Annotated in this window: 1 protein-coding gene (only partly in view); it reads left to right on the forward strand. The window is 73.3% G+C overall.

The genetic code is table 11. The annotated features are described in order from the left end of the window. The coding region annotated (locus ABEB12_RS39730) for a preprotein translocase subunit SecA (protein WP_345703549.1) crosses the window boundary (this coding region is incomplete at its 3' end): on the forward strand, positions 1 to 22,109 show 22,109 of its 35,062 nt. Its footprint begins 12,953 nt before the window's first position.

Here is a 22,109-nt window from a genome sequence, read left to right on the forward strand (position 1 = left end):
GGCCCGCTCGGCATTCTTCGACCCCGCCCAGGACGCCAACGCCGCGAAGAACCCGACGCTGGCCAAGGCCCTCGACCAGGGCGGCCTGCTGCTCGACGAAATGGGCGACCCGATCACCCCCGGCGCGACCGCGGCGGACCGCCGCGCCGAGCTCGCCGCCCAGGGCATCGTCGACGAGCCGGGGGTGTACAAGCAGTACCTCGACGCAGTGGGGATCAAGGACGCCGGCAAGCTCAGCCTCGACGAAGTCGAAAAGCTCGGCGGCAAGAAAGCCCGCGAGGCGATCGAGGAATACAGAAAGGACAACAAGGGCGACGGTGTCGTCTCAGCCAACGGAATGATGGTCGTCAACAAGGACGGCCAGGTCGTTCCGTCCTGGACCTTCACCGAATCCTTCCAACAGAAGGACACGCCCTGCCAGGACACCGTCTGCATGATCGGTGACCAGCCCGAACCCGGGTGGTACGACAAGATCTTCGACCAGGAGGGAATGCGCTACGACAGTTTCAAGGACTTCCACGACAACAACAAATACCTCACCCCGGATACCCAGATCTCCACGAACAACAACTGGACCACGAGCAACGCCACCAGCCGCATCGACGATCCCTACATAGGCGGCGGGGCCAGGGCACCGAACTGGTGGGACAGGAACGGCGGCTGGGTCCTCGGCGGGACCATGGCCCTCGGCGGACTGCTGACCCTCCCGTTCGGCGGTGAAGTCCTCACCGGGATCGGCATCGGGATGATGGGCGCCGCCGCCACGGTCTCGACCGCCCAGGAGATAAGCCACCTCAGCAACATGGCCAACCATGGTCAGGAAATCACCACCATGGACTGGGTCAACGCCGGGCTCTCCATCGCCGGGAACGTGGTCTCCATGGTCACCCTCGGCGCCGCCGGCGCCATCACCAAGGCGGGCATCACCGCGACCAGAGCCGCCAGCGCCGGAAGCAAGGCCGCCCTAGCCGGAGAGGAAGCCCTCGCCGCCACCAAGGCGGGCATCGCCGCCAGCGAGGCGGCCAACGCGCTCAAGCTGGCCTCTTCCCCGACCCTGATGTGGACCAACCGGGCCATCCTCGCCGACTTCGTGTATCTCAACGGCTACGCCACCGGCAAGTACATCTGGGACACGAACGTCGCGGACGCCAATGGCAACAAGAAGCCCTGGGACTGGAACGAGTTCGGCCAGATCATGATGGGCTGGGGCTTGCTAGGTATGCCCCTGGCCTCACAGCACCTGGTGAACCGCTACGCACCGCACCGGAACCTCGGTGCGAAGATGCAAGCCCTGGTCCTCTCCGGCGGAAGGACCACCAACCTGGCCTCCCTACCGCCCCGGATCACCATCCTCGAAGACCTCGGCGGCGGCCTCCGCACTACCGAGCCCGGCGAAGTCCGGGAGATCAAGGACGCGCCGAGCGGCCAGATACCGGAGAACCGACGGCTGTTCGAGGTGGACGGGCAGGGGGTGGCCCGGGAGATCAAGGACGCCCCCACCGGCCAGATACCCGAGAACCCACGGCTGTTCGTGGCGGACCGGCAGGGTGTGATCCAGGAGATCAAGGACGCCCCCACCGGCCAGATACCCGAGAACCCACGGCTGTTCGAGGTGGACCGGCAGGGTGTGACCCGGGAGATCAAGGACGCTCCGAGCAGTCCGATCCCGGAGAACCCGCGATTGTTCGAGGTGGGGCCGCCGCGTGAGGTCCCGGTCGACGCGCGGCTCGTCACCGACTCCGACGGCACCCCGACCCACGTGATCCTCACCCGCGGTGACGGGAGCTCGGCCCCCGTGACCGGCGGCGTCTCCGGCCAGGCTCCGGTGGTCGGCGGCAACGGGACCACCTACACCGTCAAGGCCAGCACCGGCCCCGACGGGAAGCCGAGCTTCGTGGTCATCCCCACCGGCAACGGCTCGGGCACCGGCGGCACTGGCACCGGCACTGGCACCGGCACTGGCACCGGCGGGTCCGGAACCGGCACTCACACAGGGACAGGGACAGGCACCGGGACAGGCACCGGCGGGAACGGAACTGGAACCGGCGGGAACGGGACCGGAACCGGCGGCCCGGGCACCAGTACTGGCACCGGTCCGGGGACTGGCACTGGCCCGGGTACCGGCACCGGTAGCCCTGGTGGCCCGGCCCCGGTCAGCGGCCCGAGCCCCGCCGGTACATCGGGCGCCTCGAGTGACGTGCTGCCCGCCGGCTCGAGCTCCGGTTCCTCCGGCACCGGGAAGGTCCGGTCGACCGGCGACGGCGGCGGCGACCTGCCGAGCGGTCCGAGCCCCGACCCGGCGGTCCCGAGCAACCCGAGCAACCCGGGCGGCCAGCGCGTCAGCGGCGGCGGTGGCTCCGGCGGCGACGGCGGCACGGTGGCCGTCGACAACCCGGGTGGCCAGCACGGCATCGGCCAACCGTCCGGTACCTCCAAGAAGCCCAGCACGAGCGAAGTCGACCCAGTAGACCCCCTGGTGAACGCCCCCAAGCACGGACCCCCGGGCGACAGGACCACCACCCCCACGCCTTCGACGAAGGAGACCCAGCCAGGAACGAGCACCGACCCGTCCAACCCCACGGCCAAGGAGGCCCAGCCAGGAGCAGGCAGCAAGGAAACACCTGTTAACCGTCCGGACGAGGAGTCCGGCGGCACCAAGAAGGACCCCTTCGGTCCGGATGACAACTGCGGTCCGGTCACCTGCGCACAGGTGAAGGAGACCGACCCGCGGAACGTCGACACGAGCAAGGTGCGCAAGGCGGAGCCTGAGGACCACGAGACCTCCAGGCTGCAGGAATACGTCGACAACGAGCTCGACGGCTACACCGACCTCGCCAACCGCTCCGAGGTCAAGCAGCGGATCGAGAATTCGGCACCCGGCACCAAGTTCGTCGTATGGATCGGGGGGACCCGCGAGAACGGCGGCCACGTGATGGCCGCGTGGCACAACCCGGAGACCGGGAAGGCCGAGTTCCTCAAGGGCGGCGGCAAGACCACGGGCAAGGCCCCGAAGGGCACCAAGGGCTTTACCGAGATCGGCGCCGGCAAGAACCCGAACGCGCCGAACATGGCCGATCACGTCGGCGAGTTCGTCGGCGCGGAGCACGGCAAGCCGATCAGGCGCTCGCCGGGCGAGCGCGCGAAGGAGATCGCACCTGGGATCTACGAGGTCGTAGCCCTGGACCGGCCCGAACAGTGGGCCCAGACCAGGCATGAGTTCGGCGATCGTGTCGCCGCGATGGCCAAGGCGCTCGAAGACAGCATCACCACCGACGCCGAGTTCAGAGCCGCGGTCAACGAGCTGCGCGAGCTGTGGGACGCCGGTTTGATCTCCCGCGACGAGGCGGTCGCCAAGGGGTCGGGCCTGGGCTCCTACGCGCTGCGCGCGGTGGAGCTGCTCCAGCCGGGTCAGCGGCTCACCGATGGCCAGCACATGCTGGTCGTCGCCATGGCTGGGGAACGCCACGCGGCCGGCGAGCTGCGCAGCGGTGAGGGTAAGACATGGGCCGACGACCTGGCCGCCATCCTGCCCGCGGTGTTGTTCGGCGAGAAGGTCCTCATCACCAACCCCGGCGAGGCGCTGGCCAGTCAGTCGTTCCGCGGCCTCCAGAAGCTGTCCGACTTCTTCGGGGTGAAGTCCGAGCTCCTGCTCGACGGCATGTCTCCTCGGACCCTGGCGGAAAAGGTCGCGGGCGCCCAGGTCCTGACCTCCGCCAAGCATGTCGCCGGTTTCGCCAAGCTGAACGCCCGCAACGGCCAGCCGGAAGGCTGGCGGCAGCCGGACGGAATCGTGCACGCCGAGTGGGACCTCACCGGCGTCGACCGGGCCGGGGACCGCGAGCGGCTGGCCCGCCCCACCGGCGACGAGGAGCCGGTGCGCGAGCTGCGCCTGGCCGAGGAGGCCATCGAGGAAGCGAAGCTGCGCCCGGTCACCGACGAGGCCCTGGGCGGGGACTTCCGGATTGAGGGCCAACACACCGAGCTGACCGAGGCCGGGATCATCAGGCTGCGCAAGGCCGGTCTGGACGTCGAGGCCGACCCGGCGATGCGGGGCTGGGTCGAGGCCGCCTTGTTCGCCGACCCCCGATACCAGCGGTTCATCAAGAACGAACAGTTCGTCGACGAGATCCTCACCGCGGACGGGCAGTCCGAGTGGGGCGTCTTCCTGATCGACCGGGCCACCGGTGAGCCACGGCTGCTGCACCGCCTCGATGGCGGCCGCATGGAAGCCCTGGAGTACGCCACCCGCGGCGGGTTGGGCGTCGGGCGACCCACCAGGACCATCGACACGCTGACCCTCAAGGAGCTCGAAGAAGGCTCCTGGACGGCCGGGTCCACCGGCACCATCGACGCCTTCGCCGCGACCCGGTTCAAGGAGCAGGGCAAGGACGTTGTGTACGTCCCGCCGGAGCACGCTCGCAACGCCAAGGACTTCGAGGCCAGCTTCAAGACTCCCGAAGAGCGCGACGCCTTCGCCGTGGAGCTCGTCGAGCGGGCGCACAACGGCGAGATCAGCAGCGACGACTACCTGAAGATGCTCGAGAACCCCGACCATGTCCCGTCCGGGGACGGTGACAGCTACCCGGTGCTGGTCGGGGCACAGACCGACCAGCAGGCCATTGACTTCGCGCAGATCTTGCGCGACCGCGGCCACGACGTCGAGTTGGTGACCGCGAAGGACTTCTTCCACAACGGGCCGGAGATCATCGCCAACGCCGCGAGGCGCGGCGCGATCGTGGTGACCAGCCTGCGGTTGCGCGGCCAGGACCCCAAGCTCGGCGGTGACCCCGAACGGGTCGCGGAACAGATCGTCGACGAGGAGCTGATGCCCCAGCTGCTCAAGGAGCGGCCCGACCTCCGCGAGGGCACCAAGGAGTACGACGAGGCCCGTGCCGGGCTGCTGGCGGAGGCCCAGGACAAGGTCCGGCAGATACAGAAGGAGCTCGACGTCGCCGGCGGCGGGCTGCACACCATCCAGCTCGGCTCGGACCCCATCGCCCGCAACGAGGACCAGGGCCGTGCCCGTTCCGGGCGCCAGGGCCAGAACGGCGTCACCTGGGTGCTGCGCTCGCTCAAGGACGAGCCGCTACGCCGCACCGACATGGACAACGTGCGGGTGATCGATGAGCCCGCCGCGCCGAAGATCGACATTTCCGGCGGCACCAAGCGCCGGACCGAGACGCCGACGCCGATGACCGGCGAGGACGCCGAGCTGCTCAACCTGCTGCTGGAGGACAACCGGCAGAGCAGCTCGAACGCCAAGACCGGCAAGGACGGCAAGACCGACGGAGAGGCCGGTAAGGACGCCGAGAAGGGCCGCGATGCTCCCGGGCCGGCGCGCACCGTGCCGACACTGACCACGACCAACCTCGTCAACCTGGACCTGCACGCGCTGGCCATGGCCCGGGCCGGGCGCAACGTGCCGTGGCTGACCGACGAGCAGAACCAGCGGCTGCGCAAGCTGGTCACCCGCCCGGTGGAACAGCCGACCAACGCCGCCGACGGCCGGGCCGCCGCCCGGGTGGCCGCGCTGATCCCGGCCACCGCCCGCGAGCTGCGGCCGAAGTACTACACCCTGGAGCAGCTCCGCGAGCTGCGCGCCGCCATGACCCAGGCCGGCAAGGGGTTCGACCAGACCAACCAGCTGGTCGAGCGGATGCGGCTGGACCTGGGCTGGCTGGCCGCCAAGCTGGGCGTCGACCCCGAGGAGCTGGCCGCCGCACTCGGCACCGACGCCGTCACGACGACCGGCCGGGTGCAGCTGGACGCCGAGCAGCTGGCCGCCAAGATCAGCGAGTTGCTCAGCAGGCCGAAGGTGAACGCCGTCCGGCTGGCCCGCGTGCTCGGCATGGACGTCGACGAGCTGGCTCTCATGCTGGGCGTCAACCCGTTCGATCTGGCCAGGCAGCCGTGGCGGGATCTCGCCGAGATGGCCGACCGGCTGGAGATGACGCCCGAGGAGCTGCTGGAGAACGTCGGCAAGCTCGGGGCCCCGATCACCCCGCCGGTGGCGCTGGACGTCGCGGGGCTGGCCGAGCGGCTGGGCATGGACCCCGACGACCTGGTCACCCGGCAAGGCATGGACGCCGGCACCCTGGCTGCCCTGCTGGCGGCGGCACAGGAGCTGCCCTTCGCCCCCGACGCCCCGCCCGTCACTCACAAGACCCCGGCGGAGTGGCTGCGGCTGGCCAGCCTGAGCCCGAGGGAGCTGGTCGTACTCCTCGGCTGGACCCGGGGCGACACCCGCAACCAGATCGCCGCCCAGCTCAACTTCATCGGCCCCGGCCACGTCGAGGCGCACGAGGTGGACTGGTTCCTGGGCGTGATTGCCGAGAAGCTCACCCGCATCAGCCGGGTGGACCAGCTGGCCTGGCGCACCGAGACCGGCCGGGGCGTGCGCACCGAGCGGGACGCCCGCGCCCAGGCCGGGACCGGGACCCTGTTCCAGATGCGCGAGCGGCTGCGCGCGCTCGAGGAGCAGGCGCATCCGGTGGAGCGGGCGCTGTTCTGGAACCGGGCGGACCGCATCGAGGAGCTGGACCTGCCCGAGGCGGTCTACCAGCGGCTGGTCGGCGCGGGGATCACCTCGGTCACCAGGCTGGCCGAGCTCGTCGCCAACCACCGCGACCATCTCCGCGCCATCGGGCTGTCGCGGGGCCAGATCCGGGCGCTGGGCCGGCTGATCGCGGCGCGGGAGAAGCCGGAGTGGGTGGGCCCGGTCGGCGAGGAGCTCGCGCACCGGGTCAACCTGGCCGCCGCCGACGAGTGGGGTCACCGGGAGCTGGCCACCGCGCTCGCGCTGGCCGCCGGCGAACCGGTCCCCGCCGCCGACGAGCCGATCACCCGCGAGCTGCTGGACCGGCTGCGCGCGGCCGCCGGCGTGACGCGGACGGCCATCCTGGCCCGGGGCCTGGACCTGCCCAACACGGCGGGCCTCGCCACCCTGGCCGCGTTCGCCGGGGTGGATCCGGTCGGAATCCCGATCGCCCGCCCCACCTGGCAGACCACCGCGCTGATGCTGCTGGACGCCCGGGTCCGCGAGCGGCACGGCGACCCGAAGCCGGAAACCCCCGCCACCGGCGATACCGGCAAGGCGGCGAAGCGCGGCGGCAAGGGCAGGTCGGACGGGCCGCGTCGGATCTGGCCGGCCGCCGCGGCGTTCACCGGTGCGACGGCGGCCGCGGCCGGTGGCGGACTGGCGCTCGCCGGCCTGCCACTGGCCGCGCCCGTGCTCGTTCCCGGTCTCCTCGCGGCGGCCCTGGTCACGGCGGCGCTGCGCCCGAGGTGGACCCCCCACCAGCCCCGCGGCCCACCGGTGCGGACCGTCCTGCTCACGGCGGCGGCGAACCTGCCGACCGTGCTCATCGCCGGTGGCGCGACCGCGCTGCTGAGCGTGCCCGTGGCGGTCGTTGCCGCGACGGGCGCACTGATCGGCCTGACCCTGCGCGCGCTGGCCACCCGTCCCGACGGGCCGGCCGGGCCGAACGGCTACCTCGTGGTGCCGGTACTCGCGGCCGGGGTGGCGCTTGGGGTCCTCGCCGTGCCCGGCGCGGTGGCGGTGACCACGGCGGTGGCGGTCTCGGCCGCGACCTCGATGGCCCTCGGCCGGATCGGCCAGCCGCGGCCGTCGCGTGGGTCGGTCGGTTGGGTGGTCAAGACGATGGCGGTGGCGGGCATCGGACTGGCGCTCTTCACCAGCTCGCCCAACCAGCCGGCGCAGGCGGCCGAGTCGCACCTCGGCTCCACGACGGGGATCAGCGCGCCCCAGGTACCGGGCGCGCACGCCGAAACCAAGCCGGCCTCGTACTGGAAGTTCGAGGTCCAGTCGATCGACAACCTGACCCGGCTCGCCCGCGCCACCAACACCACGGTTCAGGACTGGCTGGACGCCAACCCCGGCATCACCAACCCGAACCTGATCATCGACGGCAAGCCGCTCAACGTCCCGGGCAACTGGGACGGCAAGTGGCGGGTCCAGCACGGCGACATGTTCGACGTCATCGCCACCCGGGTCGGCGTCGACCCGGACAAGCTGGCCGGCCAGCAGGGCAACCGGTTCACCACGGTGGAGAGCCGCGACCACATCGACGGCCGCGACACCTTCACCATCACGACCAAGCCCGACAAACCAGACAAGCCCGACAAACCAGACAAGCCCGACAAACCGGACAAGCCCGATAAGCCGGACAAGCCCGGTACCCAGAACCCGACGACCCCGCCGACCACCACGCCGACTACACCGCCGACCACACCGCCGGCGACGACCGGTCCGACGACGACCCCGAACCCGGCCACGCCGGGTCCGTCGATCGACTGGCTGTCCTGGACCGTGATCGGCGTCCTCGCCCTCGGTGCGCTGACCCTGGGGCTGGGCATCCTGGCCATCCGCCACCGCACCGCGATCGGCAACTGGTTCCGCGGCTGGATGCCGAGCCGGGCAGCCATCGGCGACTGGTTCCGCGGCTGGGTGCCGGGCCGGGCGGCGATCGGCAACTGGTTCCGCAAGCTGGGCCAGCGCTTCGCGGCGGGGGCCCGCAACCTGGGCCAGGGCTGGACGACGGCGCGGGAGCTGCGCGCGGCGCGTGCCAAGGCGGCCCGTGACCTGCGAGCGGCGAACGCCAGGGCCGCTGAGGCGCGCGCGAAGGCCAGGGGCGACCTGACCCAGGCCCGGCAGCGGCAGGCGGACGCCGACGCCGAGCTGGCCGCGGTGGCGCGCGCCGGCCTGCGCTGGCTGTACAGCGGCCCCGGCTCCACGCTCAAGAACACCCGCAAGGCCAAGAAGCGCGCCACGCGGGTGGCCGATGCGCTGGACATCCATCCCGACGAGGTCGCCCTGTTCGCCGACGACCCGAGGGTGTCGCCGGAGGACGCCGGGCTGGGCGCGGCGACCGGCTCGTTCGACCAGCGGTTCAAGCGGCTCACCGACGCGACCACCGCCGCGTCGACCAAGCTGACCGAGGCGAACAACCAGGTCCGGGACGCCACGCGTGCGCTGGGCGGGGCGGACGCGGGTCTGGACACGGCTGTGCGGTCGGCCCGCGACGACGGGCTCTCCGAGCGCCGGATAGCCAGGATCACCCGGCTGGACCGCAAGCAGATCGGCCGGATCCTGGGTCGTGCGGCCGGTGCGCTGGTGCTGCTGGTCGGCGTGCTCATCCTGGCCAAGCACGGCATGCACGCCGAGCCGGGCGCGCTGGCCGCCGCCGCGTTCTGGTGGCCGAACCGGCGGCAGAACGCCGAGACCCTGCGCAACGCGGTGGAGGCCGCGCGCGAGCCGCTGACCCTGGCCGAGGGGCACGAGGCGACCGTGCGCGCCGACGTCGCCTCGTACGAGGGGCCGCTGACCGGCCGCGCCGACTGGGTGCCCGCGCTGGCCGAGCCGCTGCGCGCCCAGCACCGCACGGAGGACCAGATCGCCGGCGACCTCGCCAAGGCGCTGCGGCTGCCCGTCGAGCGGGTTCGCGCCCGGCTGGAGAACCCGGCCATGGCCGGGGAGGCGACGCTGCCCAGCGAGCTGGCCGGGCTGGTGGCCAACCCGGGCGTGACCCGCCGGACGCTGCTCGACACCACCGGGAACACGGTGGGCACGCTGATCGGGAAGGTGGGCACCGCGCGCAAGCCGCTGGCGAAGGCGCTGAAGGACACCGCCGACGCGCGCGACACGTTCGACCGGCTGGTCCGCGAGGCGGCCGAAGCCGCAATCAACAACGGCGTCCGGCCCGGCGTGGTGGCCCGGCTGACCGACCTGGCCCGCCAGCAGATCGAGGCCCTGCCGACCGACGCGCCGACGCTGCGCAAGGCGGCCGGCGAGCGGCTGCGCTCGCTACGCGACCGGATCGGCGAGCGGCTGCGCGCACTGCGCGACCGGATCCTTGCCGCCCTGCGCTGGGTCCGCGACCAGGTGCTCGCTCTGCCGGACCGTTGGCGCGCGGCCCGGATGCTGAGCGCGCGGCGCTGGACGCTGGCCCGGCTGCACGCGCAGGTGGTCGCCGGCGAACGGCAGCAGAAGCGGCTGAACCGGGTCAAGAACCCGGGCCAGGATCTCCGCGACGGCATCGGGCTGATGGTGCAGACGACGCGGGATGCGCTGACCGAGGCCAGGACCAAGTCGGAAGCCGACCTCACGGGCACCCGGGTCTCGCCGGAGCGGGCGCGGCGGGTGCTCGACCGGGCGGCGGAGGGCCGGGGTTGGGCCGGGCGCTGGGCCCGCGCGGTGGCCCGGCTGGGCCTGGACGTGCCGGTGAGCCCGTCCACCCGGCGGCGGCTGACCGCGCTGGCCGGGCTGGCGATCGGTGCCGGCGCCTGGCTGTGGGCGGGCGCGGAGCTGCTGCCGGTGCTCGTGACGGCCGGCGGTCCGGTCATCGGGGCGGTGCTGGCGGCGGCCGGGCTGGTGGCGGCCGCGAGGGGGCTGTGGACGCCGCGGCAGACCCGGGGACCGCCGCTGCGGGCGCTCGTCGGCGCGGTGCGTTCCGGCGCCAGGCGGGCCGCCGCTCTGCTGGCCGGTGGGGTCGTCCTGGGCCTGCTCGGCCCGACCGCGCTGGACCTGCTGAACACGTTGTGGGACCTGTACCACGACCACATCTGGACCCCGGCGGCCCAGCTGCCCGGATACGGCGCGGTGCACACGGTGCTGGGCGCGTCGGTCGTGGCGATGTTGGTGCAGCGCTACGTGCTGCGCCGCAACTTCGCCAACAAGCTGTCCGGCTGGCAGACCAAGCCGAGGCTGGCCGCGTGGGTGTCCACGGTGGCCGCGTTCGTGATCACCACCACCGGCGGGTTGTTGCTGCTGACCCTCGGGGCCGGCCAGGTGCCGACTTGGTTGGGTCTGGTGCTGGCGGCCGCGCCGGGTGTGGTCACGTTCGCCAGCAACTTCGCGCAGCAGAAGGAGACCGGCCGGACCCGGGTGTTCAAGTCGATCACCGGCGGGGTGACCAGGTCGCTCGGCGGCGTTCTGAGCTGGCTGCTGTTGACCCACTTCGCGGTGATCAGCGGCTGGCTGGGTGCGCTGACGGTGGCGCTGCTGGTGGGCGTGGCCCCGACGGTGGTGGCGGAGTACGTCAACCACCGGATCGCGCGCATCATGGTGCCCCGGATCAAGCGCCAGCAGGCCGAAGCGGCGAAGAAGGCCGCCGCCCCTGGCGCACCCGCGGATGCCGGCGACAAGCAGCGCGACCTGGGCCAGGCGCTGCTGGACTACCTGGGCTTCTCCCGGGTCGACAACCGGTTGCTGGCGCGCAAGGCGGCCGATCCCGCGCTGGCCGCGCTGGCCACCTTCGTGATCACCCGGATGCACGGTCCGGTCAGCATCGCGGTGGCGTACGCGCTGGTCGTCGGGGTCGTGTGGGTGACGGGGCGGATGCGGGACCGTGACGAGCACCTGCACGACTACCTGGGCTACAAGAGCTCCCGCAAGCTGCGCTCCCCGGAGCGCGAGGGCCTCCCGCAACGGGTCACGGATTACCACAACGACCTGAACGCGCTGTTGACCGAGTTCGGGCTGCCCGAGATGGCGCCCGGCGCGTCGGCGTCGGACCGGGAACAGCTCGCCAACGACCTCGCCGAGCGGCTGTGGCAGCGCATGTCGGCGGAGATCCCCGCCTACCTCGACCAATGGGGTGCGCTGCCCAGCAAGCTCGCCGCGGCCCGGGACAGGGAGCGCGAGGCCGCGAAGGAGCGGCGGGCGCACCACGTGCGCGTGGCCAAGCTGGTGCCGGCGATCCTGGCCGCGGACCCGGGCGCGCTGAGGCGGGCCGCGGCTGCCCTGCAGAACGACGGCAAGGAGGACGACGCCAAGGTGGTCGACTTCCAGCGGACGCTCGGCCGGGCACTGTGGCTGCAGGCGCGCCAGGCCTTCCTGGACGCGGGGAAGCCGGCGCCGGAGCGGGGCAGCCGGTTCTGGCGCGACCGGTTGATCGGGAAGGACGGCGAGCTGGCCGACCGGATCCAGCGGCGCAAGCAGTATCTGAACGGGCCGCGCCGGGCGTTCCTGGAAGCCATCGAGCGCCACTACCGCCTGACCGACCCGGACCACCGCCACAACCGGAACTGGCTGCGGGCCAAGGCCGAGCTGCGCGACCTGGAGAGCGAGCTGCGCCGCGAGCGCAAGGTCCCTGGTGACCCGCTGGCCGCAATCGCCGAGCTGGCCGGGCAACGCGAGGACAGCGCCAGCGGCGGCGCGGCGTCCGAGCGGCGCGGGATCGACGCGGGCCGCTCGGACGCCACCGAGGCACGCCGCAAGCAGCTGAACGAGCTGGCGCTGAGCATGGGGCTGCTGCGCTCGGCCGCGCTCCTGACCTCCGAGGCCCAGCTGCACGACGACAACCGGGACTGGGTGCGCCAGCGCTGGGAGAAGGTGATGTCCGACGCGATCTCGTCGGGCACCCTGCACCTGTCGCCCACCACACCGCTGGAACGGCTTTTGCTCGTCGCCGGCCGCCGCATGCCGGTGACCCCGGACCGCCTGGCCATCGACTACAGCGGAACCGGGTGGGAGCAGACCCTGGAGGCGTTGCGCGAGGTCGGCGCGGTGACCGGGAACGCGACCGAGGGCTACCGGGCCAGTGCCGAGCTGGCGGACCTGTGGCGCCGCGCCGACCCCCGGCTGCGGTTCGCGTTGCGCGCCAACCCGAGCCTGCTGGCCAACCGGCTGGGCGTTTCGCTCCGCTGGCTGACCGACCCGGCGCTCACCCCGGACCAGGCCAAGACCGACCCGGCGGTCCGCGATGCGTACCGGACGCTGCTGGACGTTCTGCGCGACGGCGACCTGGCGGTCCGGCACTGGCGCGACGGCTGGGTCGACGACATCGGCACCCAGTGGCGCCGGGCGCGCTACTCGGCGCGCTACTCCGAGGGGCGGTTGAGCTGGCCGCTGCCGGCCGACCGTCCCGCCGCGCCGGTGCGGTTCGCCGTCCGGATGCGTGCCGCCTTCAAGTTCGCCTGGCGGCACGAGATGGTGCCCGGCCGGCAGCGCCGCCTGCTGGCCCGGCAGCTGGGCACGGTGCGGGACGCCGATCGCCAGTACTTGAGGGCGCGCCGCAACGCCGTCCTGCTCAGGCAGCTCGGTCTGGACGACCGGGCCGACGCGCTGCTGCACACCGCTCGCGCCGCCCAGGTCGCCGCCTACGCCGGGCAGGCCGAGGCCCGCAAGCGTGCCGACGAGGCGTTGGAAGCCGTGGACGCCTACCCGCACCAGGTCGAGAAGACCATGCGCGCGACCGACCGCGCCCTGCGCCACGCGCCCGGCGCGGACCCGATGCCGCCCACCGCCGAGTACTGGCTGCGCGAGATCCGCGGCGAGCTCAACGCCGCCCGCCGGGTGCTGAGCCGTCAACGCCGCGACGGTCCGGCCGTGCTGCGCGCGTGGAACGCCGTCCGCCGCGCCCTGCACCGGGGCGACCCCTCCCCCGAGGACGCGTTGGAGAACGCCCGCGTCGCGGTGGCCCGCCACGACGTCGACCGCGAGTACGCCTGGGACAGCAAGGTGTTCCGCACCTTCGGCGGCTGGCGGTTGATGGAGCGCGCCCGCAAGGCCGCCAAGCACCTCTACACCGCGCACCCCCAGGTGCTCGAGGAGGAGCCGCACCCGCCGCTGCCGCCCTCGGCCCTGGTCCCGCGCACCGACCCGAGCACCGGCCGCCAACGCAACCCCGACCACATCAACCTGCGCCCGGACATGGCCACCACCACCCAGCGCGGCCGGGGCAACCGGTTCAACCAGGACGGTGGCACCACCGGGGCCACGGCTGATGGTGCCCGGATCGCGGCGATCGCCGACGGCGTGTCCACCTACCCCGACTCCCGCAACATGGTTTCGGTCATGCTCGCGGCGTTCCACTCCGAGCTGACCCGCACCGACCGTCCGGGCCGCACCCCGGAGCAGGCGCTTCGGGACGCACACGCCAAAGCCGTGTCCGAGGTGCTGACCTGGCGCGCCACCGCGCACATGGGCGCCCACCCCGACGCCCACCACGGCGCCGCCGCTTACCTCGCCGCGCACGTCACCGACACCACGATCAGCCTGCTCGGCGCCGGATCCGCGCGCGGCTACTTCCTGCCGCGCGCCAACCCCGCCAAGGGCACCCAGCTGACCGCCGACCACACCCGCCCCGGCCCGATCAGCAAGGGCGGCGTGATGACCCACTGGCTGGGCACCGACTACCAGCCGACCCCCGAGTTCTTCTCCGCACCGGTCACCGGCCCCGGCCTGCTGGTGCTCGCCACCGACGGCCTGTGGCGCTACCTGCCCGAACCCAAGAACCTCGCCGGCGTGCTCACCGACGAGGCCCTCACCAACCCCGAGCTGGCGGCCGCCCAGCTCACCGAGGCGGCCCGCCTCGCCGGCGGCGTGGACGACCTCACCGTCACCGTGATCCTCATCGACCCGGCGAGCCCCGCCCCGGCCGGCCCGACCACGCCGGGCGCGGTCGCGGCTCCGCACAGCGGTGGCGCCGGTGGGTCGGTGCCGGTGGACGGGAAGTCGAGCCCGACGCGCGAGCGGCGGGTGTTGTCGGTGTTGCGGGCCGCGCCGGAGACGGCGTTCACCCCGCTGGAGCGGCTGTTCCCGACGCTGGCCGGGCGTGGGCCGCCCGGGGTACGGGTCGAGGTCTTCGACGGTGAGCTGCCCGAGGTGATCGCGTTCGGCTGGGCGGAACGCGGCCCCGGGGGCACCGTGGTGATCTCGCGGTCGATGGCCGAGGAGATCGCCGCGCACATGGCCGCCGGCCTGCTGGACGAGCACTGGTGGTACGAGCTGCTGGTCCACGAGCTTGACTTCCACCTGCCCGGCGGCCAGTTCTACGGCCGGCACACCGACGCGGAGCACAGCCTCGACGTCGACCCCCTCGCCTCGGCGTTCCGCGCCGCCAGGGTCGCCGCGCGCGCCGCGCGCCGGGCCGGCCTTCCGGTGCTCGGCCTGCGCGCGGGCGACCTGACCTACCTCGGGCCGCTGATGCGCAGCAAGACCACGCCGGACCGCCGGCCCAAGGTCATGAAGATCAGGATGGGTGGCCGGACGCTGGTGGCCAAGCACCCCGACACCTACGACGTGCTGATCCGCTCGGTCAGTACCGGCGCCGCCTACCGGGTGACCGGCGTTCCCGGCAGCCGGACCTGGCTGGCCATCGCGGTCGAGAACATCGAGACCGAGAACGGCCTGCGGATCCACGCCGGTGAGCTGCTCGAGATCGGCGAGCACCTGGGCGGCGAATTCCCCGACCTGGACGCCGCGGACAGCGCCGGGCTGCGCGACCAGCTGGCGGCCCAGTTCGCCGTCGGCGCCCTGCTGGGCGACTGGAACGGCTTCCACTGGGTGAACCTGGTCCGCGCCGACGACGGACGGGTCTTCCACATCGACTTCGACGAGGGCCTGCACGACCGGCTGACCGAGGTCAACCCGTTCGAATGGACGCTGAGCCGGTACCCCGCGATCTTCGGGCGGCTCACCGAAGCCGATGTGCTGGCCCAGTTCGCCCAGCTGCTGGCCCAGCGGGAGCGGCTGCTGGCGGTGCTGCCGAACCTGGAGCTGCAACGGCTCGTCACCGAGCGGCTGGACTGGGTGGCCCAGGTCGTCGAAGCCGGCCAGCTCCCCCACACCCTGGCCACCGAACTGGCGGCCGCCCAGCGGACCACGGCCCACGAGTTCCCGGGCGACCGTCGTCCGGCCGACGGCTACCGTCCGCCCGCACCACCCGACAACGCAGGGACCGAGGCGTACGCGCCCGCCGGCGAGCTCAGGGTGGTCAGCACTGACGAGCTGCGCCGCCTGGTCGCCGAGGGCCGCCGGGTCTGGCTGCACAACCGGCTCCCGGACCGCCGGTGGCGGGTCACCGTCGCGGACGGTGATGGGCGGCCGGAGCGAGTGGGCGGGCCCAACCGGGGCGGCGGCCGCTGGGCGAGCGCGGGCGGAATGCTGCCCGTGTTCGGCGGAGGCGACCACGGCGGCCTACTCGGCGGGATGCACCTCGCGCCCCTGCTCGAGGTCGGCGGGTACCTGGCCCTCGGGGTGACCGCGCTGCTCGTGGCGCGGTGGGCGATCCGGGCGCTGTCCGGTGGGCGGACCACCCGGGCGCCGACCCACGACGAAGAGCGAGTGCCGGCCCCGGCCGACCGGCGGGCGGTACGGGACGCCGTCGGGTTGCTGCGGCACGCGCTGCGGGACGGTGGGATCGCCGGCGGCCGGGAGATCGCGGACCGGCTGCGCGGGCTGCACGAGCGGGCGGAACTGTCGCACCGCGAATCGGACCGGCCGCACGACCCGCTGGCGCGGGTGGTCGAGCGCGGGTCCGGTTTGGAGCTGGAGCTGCACGTCGATGCCATCGACGAGCTGGCCCGGGTTCTGGCCGGTACCGCCGGACCGGACGCCCGGCGGCTTGCCGTCCTGGCCGCGACCGTCTCCGCTGTGGTCAACCACGTCGGTGTGAGCGTGGGGGTTGCCGCCGCCACGGCGCTGGCCGGGCGGGTATACCCGGCGCTGTCGCACGGGACGGCGGTGCCGCTCCGCCGGGAGCTGGCGAAGCAGCTGGGGCAGCGCACGTTCGCGCAGGTCGCGGGGGGGCTCGGTGTGCCGTACGCGCACCGGGTGCGGGAACCGGACTTCGACCGGCCCTGGCCGGCGGGTTCGCGGTGGCGGTGGCCCTCGGCGTTCGACCGGGAGGCGGCCGCCGTCGACCGGTGGTTGCGGCTCGCGCTCAGGCCGGCGCCACCGGTGGCGGTCCGGCTCGGAGGGGAGCCGCTGGGCACCGACCATGGGTTCGCCGCCAAGGAGGCCGCCGCCGGCGCGCCGGTGACGCGCGAGTTCGGTCCGGCTGAGCTGCGTGCCTGGGCGGGCCTCGCCGCCGATACAACGCTGCCGGCCGAGGTGACCGGCCTGACCGTGCTGGACGGCTATCTCGACTGGCTGGCGTGGGAGGCCGGGAGCTACTTCGAGAGCACGCCTACCGACCTGGTCGTGGTGGTGCTGGCCGGCCGGCTGGTGATCGACGCCGAGGTGTTCGCCTTGCTGGACGGCGCGGACGTGACGGTGCGCCGAGCGGTGGTCGGCGCGGCGCTGGCCGGCGTGACCGGACGGACCGACGCCAATGACGCAACCGCCGCACTGGCCGGGGCGGGGCTCGCCGGGACAGGGCCGTTTGCCCCGGACGCCCGCCGGGCGCGCGAGGTGCTGACCGTGCTGCGCCGGATGGAGCGGGTAGTCGCGCCGCACGCCGTGTTGGGCAAACTCCCGGGGCAGGATCTCGACCGGGCGCGGCTGATCGCGCTCGCCCAAGGGCACCCCTGGATGCGTGTGATCGACGGCCGGTTGTGGGCACTGCCGCCGGTGATCTGGGCGACCGGGTTCACCGCCTCGGTCCACTCGGTGCACGGCGCCGCGCTGCGGCTGCCCGGTCCCCGGGGCAACCTCGGCATCCGGAGCCGGGGCGAACCGCACCTGCGCCCGCCGACGCACGAGACGGTCACCAAGATGCGCGGCCGGGCGAGCTGGTGGGCCGCGCCGGAGAGCCGGAGCTGGCTGGCGCCGAGCGAGCCGTTGTTCGAGCTGGTCGCGCTGGCCTGGCAGCACGCCGAGCCGACGCCCGAGCGGGTGGCCGAACAGCTGTGGCGCTGGCGGGTGCTGCTGCCTGCCGAGTGGGCCGCCACCTTCCCCGACGGGCTGGTGCTGACCACCTGGCAGGACGCGGACGGCCAGCACTGGCTGGACAACCTCTACCCGGTCCCGGCGCAACCCGCCACGGGCGCGCCGACCGGCTCAGCGGTGGCGATCATGGGTGCCGACGGGACCCGACTGGGCACCGGTGTGCGGGTGGGCCCGCGCGAGGTGGCCACCGTGCTCCACGTGGCCGGGGGCGCGCAACGGCTCGTGGTCGGCGAGCTGCTCCGGGGCACCCGCCCGGTGCGCGGCTGGGTGCGGGTCGAGCTCGACGAGTTCACCCGGCACCCCGAGCTGGCCCGCGAGGCCGCCCGATACGGCAGGACCCTCGACTTCGCGCTGCTGATCGTGGATGACCTGGACAACCTCTACGGCCCCGGTGACGGACCGACGATCGCCGCGGTGGCCACCACCGATCCCGCGGACGGGGCGGACCTGGTGGTTGCCGGCTACCCCGGCGGCGAACGGTGGGTCACCACCGGCGCGGCCTTCGACCGGGGTCGGGTGCTGCGGGCGCTCACCATCGGCGGCAACTCCGGCAGCCCCGGGTTTGTGGCGGGCGAGCTGGTCGGGCTCGTCCAGGGCAGCAACGAGCGGCACGGCACACTGGTCGGCCCGCCGGCGGTGCTCGCCGAGGCCATCGAGATCGCCCGCGCCAAGGCCGCCCGGAAGGGGCTGCTGCCGGCCGACCCGGGTCCGGACGAATGCGGGCTGTGCAAGCCGCACGGTCCGGCGTTGCCGGCCGAGGAAATCGCCCACCGGCTCACCGGCCGCGACATGGACCAGGCCGGGCGCGACCGGCTGGCCGGCGAGCTGGAGCAGAGCGCCGGCCAGTTGCGGCTGCCCGGGGTGGACCCCGAGGTGGTCACGGTGCTGCGGCAGTGGCTGCTGGACGCGGCGGCGGTGCTGCGCGGCAACTGGGATCCGTCGCGGGCACGGGCACCGCCGACGGTGGCGTTCCACCGGCTGGACGCCGACCTCACCCACCCGGTCACCGGCCTGCCGGTCCTCGGCGGCCACCACGTCGACCGGGACGGCGTGCTGCACGTCTACGCGCGGGACGCGGCCGGGGTACTGCACGAGCTGGTCGAAGCGGTGTTCGCCGGCTGGCAGGGCCTCGGTGACCACGCGCACGCGGTGGCCACGCTGGCCGAACGCGCCGTGCGAGAGCAGATCGTGCACCCCGGCGACTTGCGCACCGTCCGGATGGTCACCGAGCTGCACACGCTGGCCGAGCGGAACCCGGCGGCATTGCTCGAGCTGATCGGCGAGTTCGACGAGGTCCGCGCGCGAATCACCGCCGGGCTGGGCGCGGCGCACCCGGCCTGGGCCGATGCGCTGCTCAACTACGCCACCGACCTGCACACCGCCGCGCTGCTGGCCGCGTGGCCGGGCAACCCGATCGACCGGCTGGACGTGGTGCTGGACGCAGACGCCGGGCAGGTCGGGCACGTCCGGGCCACCCTGCACGACGGGACCCCCACCGAGCTGACCGGATGGGAACGCGCCGCGCTCGCCACGGCGGCGAAGCGCGCCGGCACGCTCGACGAGCTGCAAGCGGCGTTCGACGACCTCACCCTGATCCCCGGCGGCCGGCGGATCCGGCTCGCCGCGGTGGCCGTCGAGTACGCCGAGGGGGCCAGGTCGCCGCGGCAGGAGTGGGCGTGGCGGATGATCCGGCTCGGCGCCCGGATCAGTGAGCACCTGCACGCCGCGCCCGGCCACCGGGCGACGGTCACCGAGCTGGCGAGGGAGCTCGGCGCCTGGCCGGCGGAGGTGTCGGACGCGATCCGGCTGCACCCGTACCTGGAGGTCCGCGGCGGCACCGCCAGCTCGCCGTTCGCCGCCCTGGTGGCCGCCGGTTTCGTGCCGACGGAGCGGAACGGGCGGCTGGCGCTGGAGCTTCCGGCCGCCCCCGGGCTGCTGCTCGCCGGTACCCATGTGCACCCGCACGGCATGACCGGGCGGGGCCGGATCGCCATGTTCATCGCCGCCGAGGAGCTGAACGTGCTGGTCGGGGACGTGGTCAACGCCTGGCGCTCCGGAACCGACGAAGCAGTCGATCAGCTACGGGTCCGCCGTGCCCCCGGCGCATCGGGCACGGTGGCGGTGGTGGCCTGGCAGGACGAGCTGGTCAACGTGTTCATCGGCCACCCGGACATCGGCGCCGCCGGTCGGGCGGTCGCGGCGGCACGGGCCGGCGGGGTGCGGGTGACGATCGGCGAGCTGGACGGCAGCGGCGCGGTGGTCGGGCCCGGCCTGGTGCTCAGCGCCGCGCACTTGGTGGCCGGGCGGCCGCTCAGCTCGCTGCGGGTGAACGGCGAGCCGGTGGTCGCACTGGTTGCCGCCGACGAGCTGAGCCCCGCGCTGCACGGCCTGGACCTGGTGCTGCTGCTGGTGCCCACCCTGGAGGCGGCGCCGCTGCCGGTGGCCGGCGACAACGCGCAGGCGCACACCGAGGTCGCGGTGGCCGGGAACTCCGCCGGCAACTGGCTGATCAGCTACGGCCCGGTGCTGCACGGCGGTTCGACCACCTTCCTGCGGATCTACCTGGACCGGGGCGCCTCTGGTGGGCCGGTGATCAACTCCAGCGGGGCCGTGGTCGGCGTGGTGACCAGGGGCGGCTTCGGCATCACGTTGTTCGCCGAGGCGGAGGACGTCACGCGGTTCCTGACTGAGGCGCTGCCTCGGCTCACCGGCCCTTCCACCGGCTCTCGTACCGCCGACAACACCTCCGCCCCGGTCCGGAACCCGGACGCGCTCGCCGGCCTGACCGAGCTGCTGGACCGAACCCGCGAGCTGAACGAGCTCGAGCTCGCCGCGCTGACCGACTGGACGGGCGACCCCACGACGGTTCGGGTGCTGGACACCGGTGTGCTGGCCGAGTTGTTCGGCACCGCGTTGGGCGAGGCGCTGACCAAGGTGATCGCGGTGGTCGTGCCCACCCCCGGTGGCCCGCTGCTCGTCGTTCGGGAAGACGCGCTGACCGAGGCCATCGAGATGAGCTACCCGTTCGTCGGTGGGCTGCTCGAGCAGGGTTACGTGCCGGTCGACGAGGTCCGGGGGCTCGACGCGCCCGGACCGCTCGCCGGCGACTGGCTGGCCCGGCTGTTCGACCTCGTCACCGGCCCGGACGGCGGGGACCCGTCCGCGTTGCTGGCCGAACTGCGGGAAGCTCGGGAACGGTTCGGCCTGGAGCAGCGGGTCCGGTCCCTGCGCGAGCGCTACGAATGGCCGGAGGACGAAGGCATCCGCATCGAGGCCAACGGCGGGACGCTCCGAGGGGAGCTGACCGAGCTCGCCGGCTCCGGGCTGCCGATCTTCGCCCGGTTGCTGGAGTGGCTGGCCGAGGCGCGGGAGATCCGGCGCAACTGGGACGAGCTCGGGTTGGACGACATGGTCCGCCAGCGACGCATCCAGGACATCCAGGACTGGACCTACCTGTTCATCGGCGCGATCCGCGACTCGGCCGCCTTCGGCGACGCCAACCAGAAGTGGGAGCGGCTGCGCGGTCTGCGCGAGGGCGCCCGGCAGCTGGCGCACCAGGCCGGCGTCACCCACGCCGAGCTGGTTCGGGCGGCCCGGCAGAACCCGGACCCGTGGCTGGCCGAGGCGATCGAGGTGACGCGGGTGGTCCGCGACGAGGCGCTGCGCCGGGCCGACCGACTCGCCGAACTGGCCGAAGCCCTCGAACAGGTCGCGCCCCACCAGCAGGTCGACCCCAAGGCCCAGGCCGCCACGGACACCCTGGCGGTTGCCGAGGCCACCCTGGCCAGCGCCGAGATCCGGGCCAGGGTGGCGGCGATCCCGACCCCTTGGTGGACCGAGGACCAGCTCGCCGAGCTCCACCGGCTGCTCCGCCTGCTGGACGCGCTCGAACGGCGGCTGGGCGAAGAAACCATCCACCTGCGCACGTTGGTGAGCGAGATCAACTACACCGTCGCCCAGCTGGGCCGGCTCATCGACGGCTCCGGCGGGGCCGCGCACGACGGTGCCCTGGCCTGGCGGATGAAGAAGCGCTGGGAGAAGGCGCTCCGGATCGCGTTGCGGTCGGTGAGCGTTTCGCGGATCGTCGAATCGGCGGAGTACGGCTGGTCACGGCGCGGCCCGCCACCAAGCGTGTCACTGATCTCGGCCGGTGCTCTCGCCGAGTTGCTCGGCGCGAGCATCGGCGCCGCCGTCACCGCCAACCTGATCGCCTACACGCTGGATGGCCGGATCTACGTACTGGACACCTGGTGGAACCGGTTGACCGTGCCACAGCGTGCGCTGGTCATCGCCCACGAACACGGCGCGCACGTGACCGGCACGATCCGGAACCACGGCCGGCACACCCGGCAGACCCTGAAGGCGCTGCGTGATTCCGGTGTCGCCGGCCCGGACAGGCCTCTCCCGCGGCGCTGGTTGGGCCGGATCGTCAAGGCCCTCGTGGTTGCCGCGGCCACCGTTGTGTGGTCGGTGGCGC

Origin of the sequence: Actinospineispora eucalypti (genome assembly GCF_039543365.1) — a bacterium.
Taxonomy (GTDB): Bacteria; Actinomycetota; Actinomycetes; order Mycobacteriales; family Pseudonocardiaceae; genus Pseudonocardia; species Pseudonocardia eucalypti.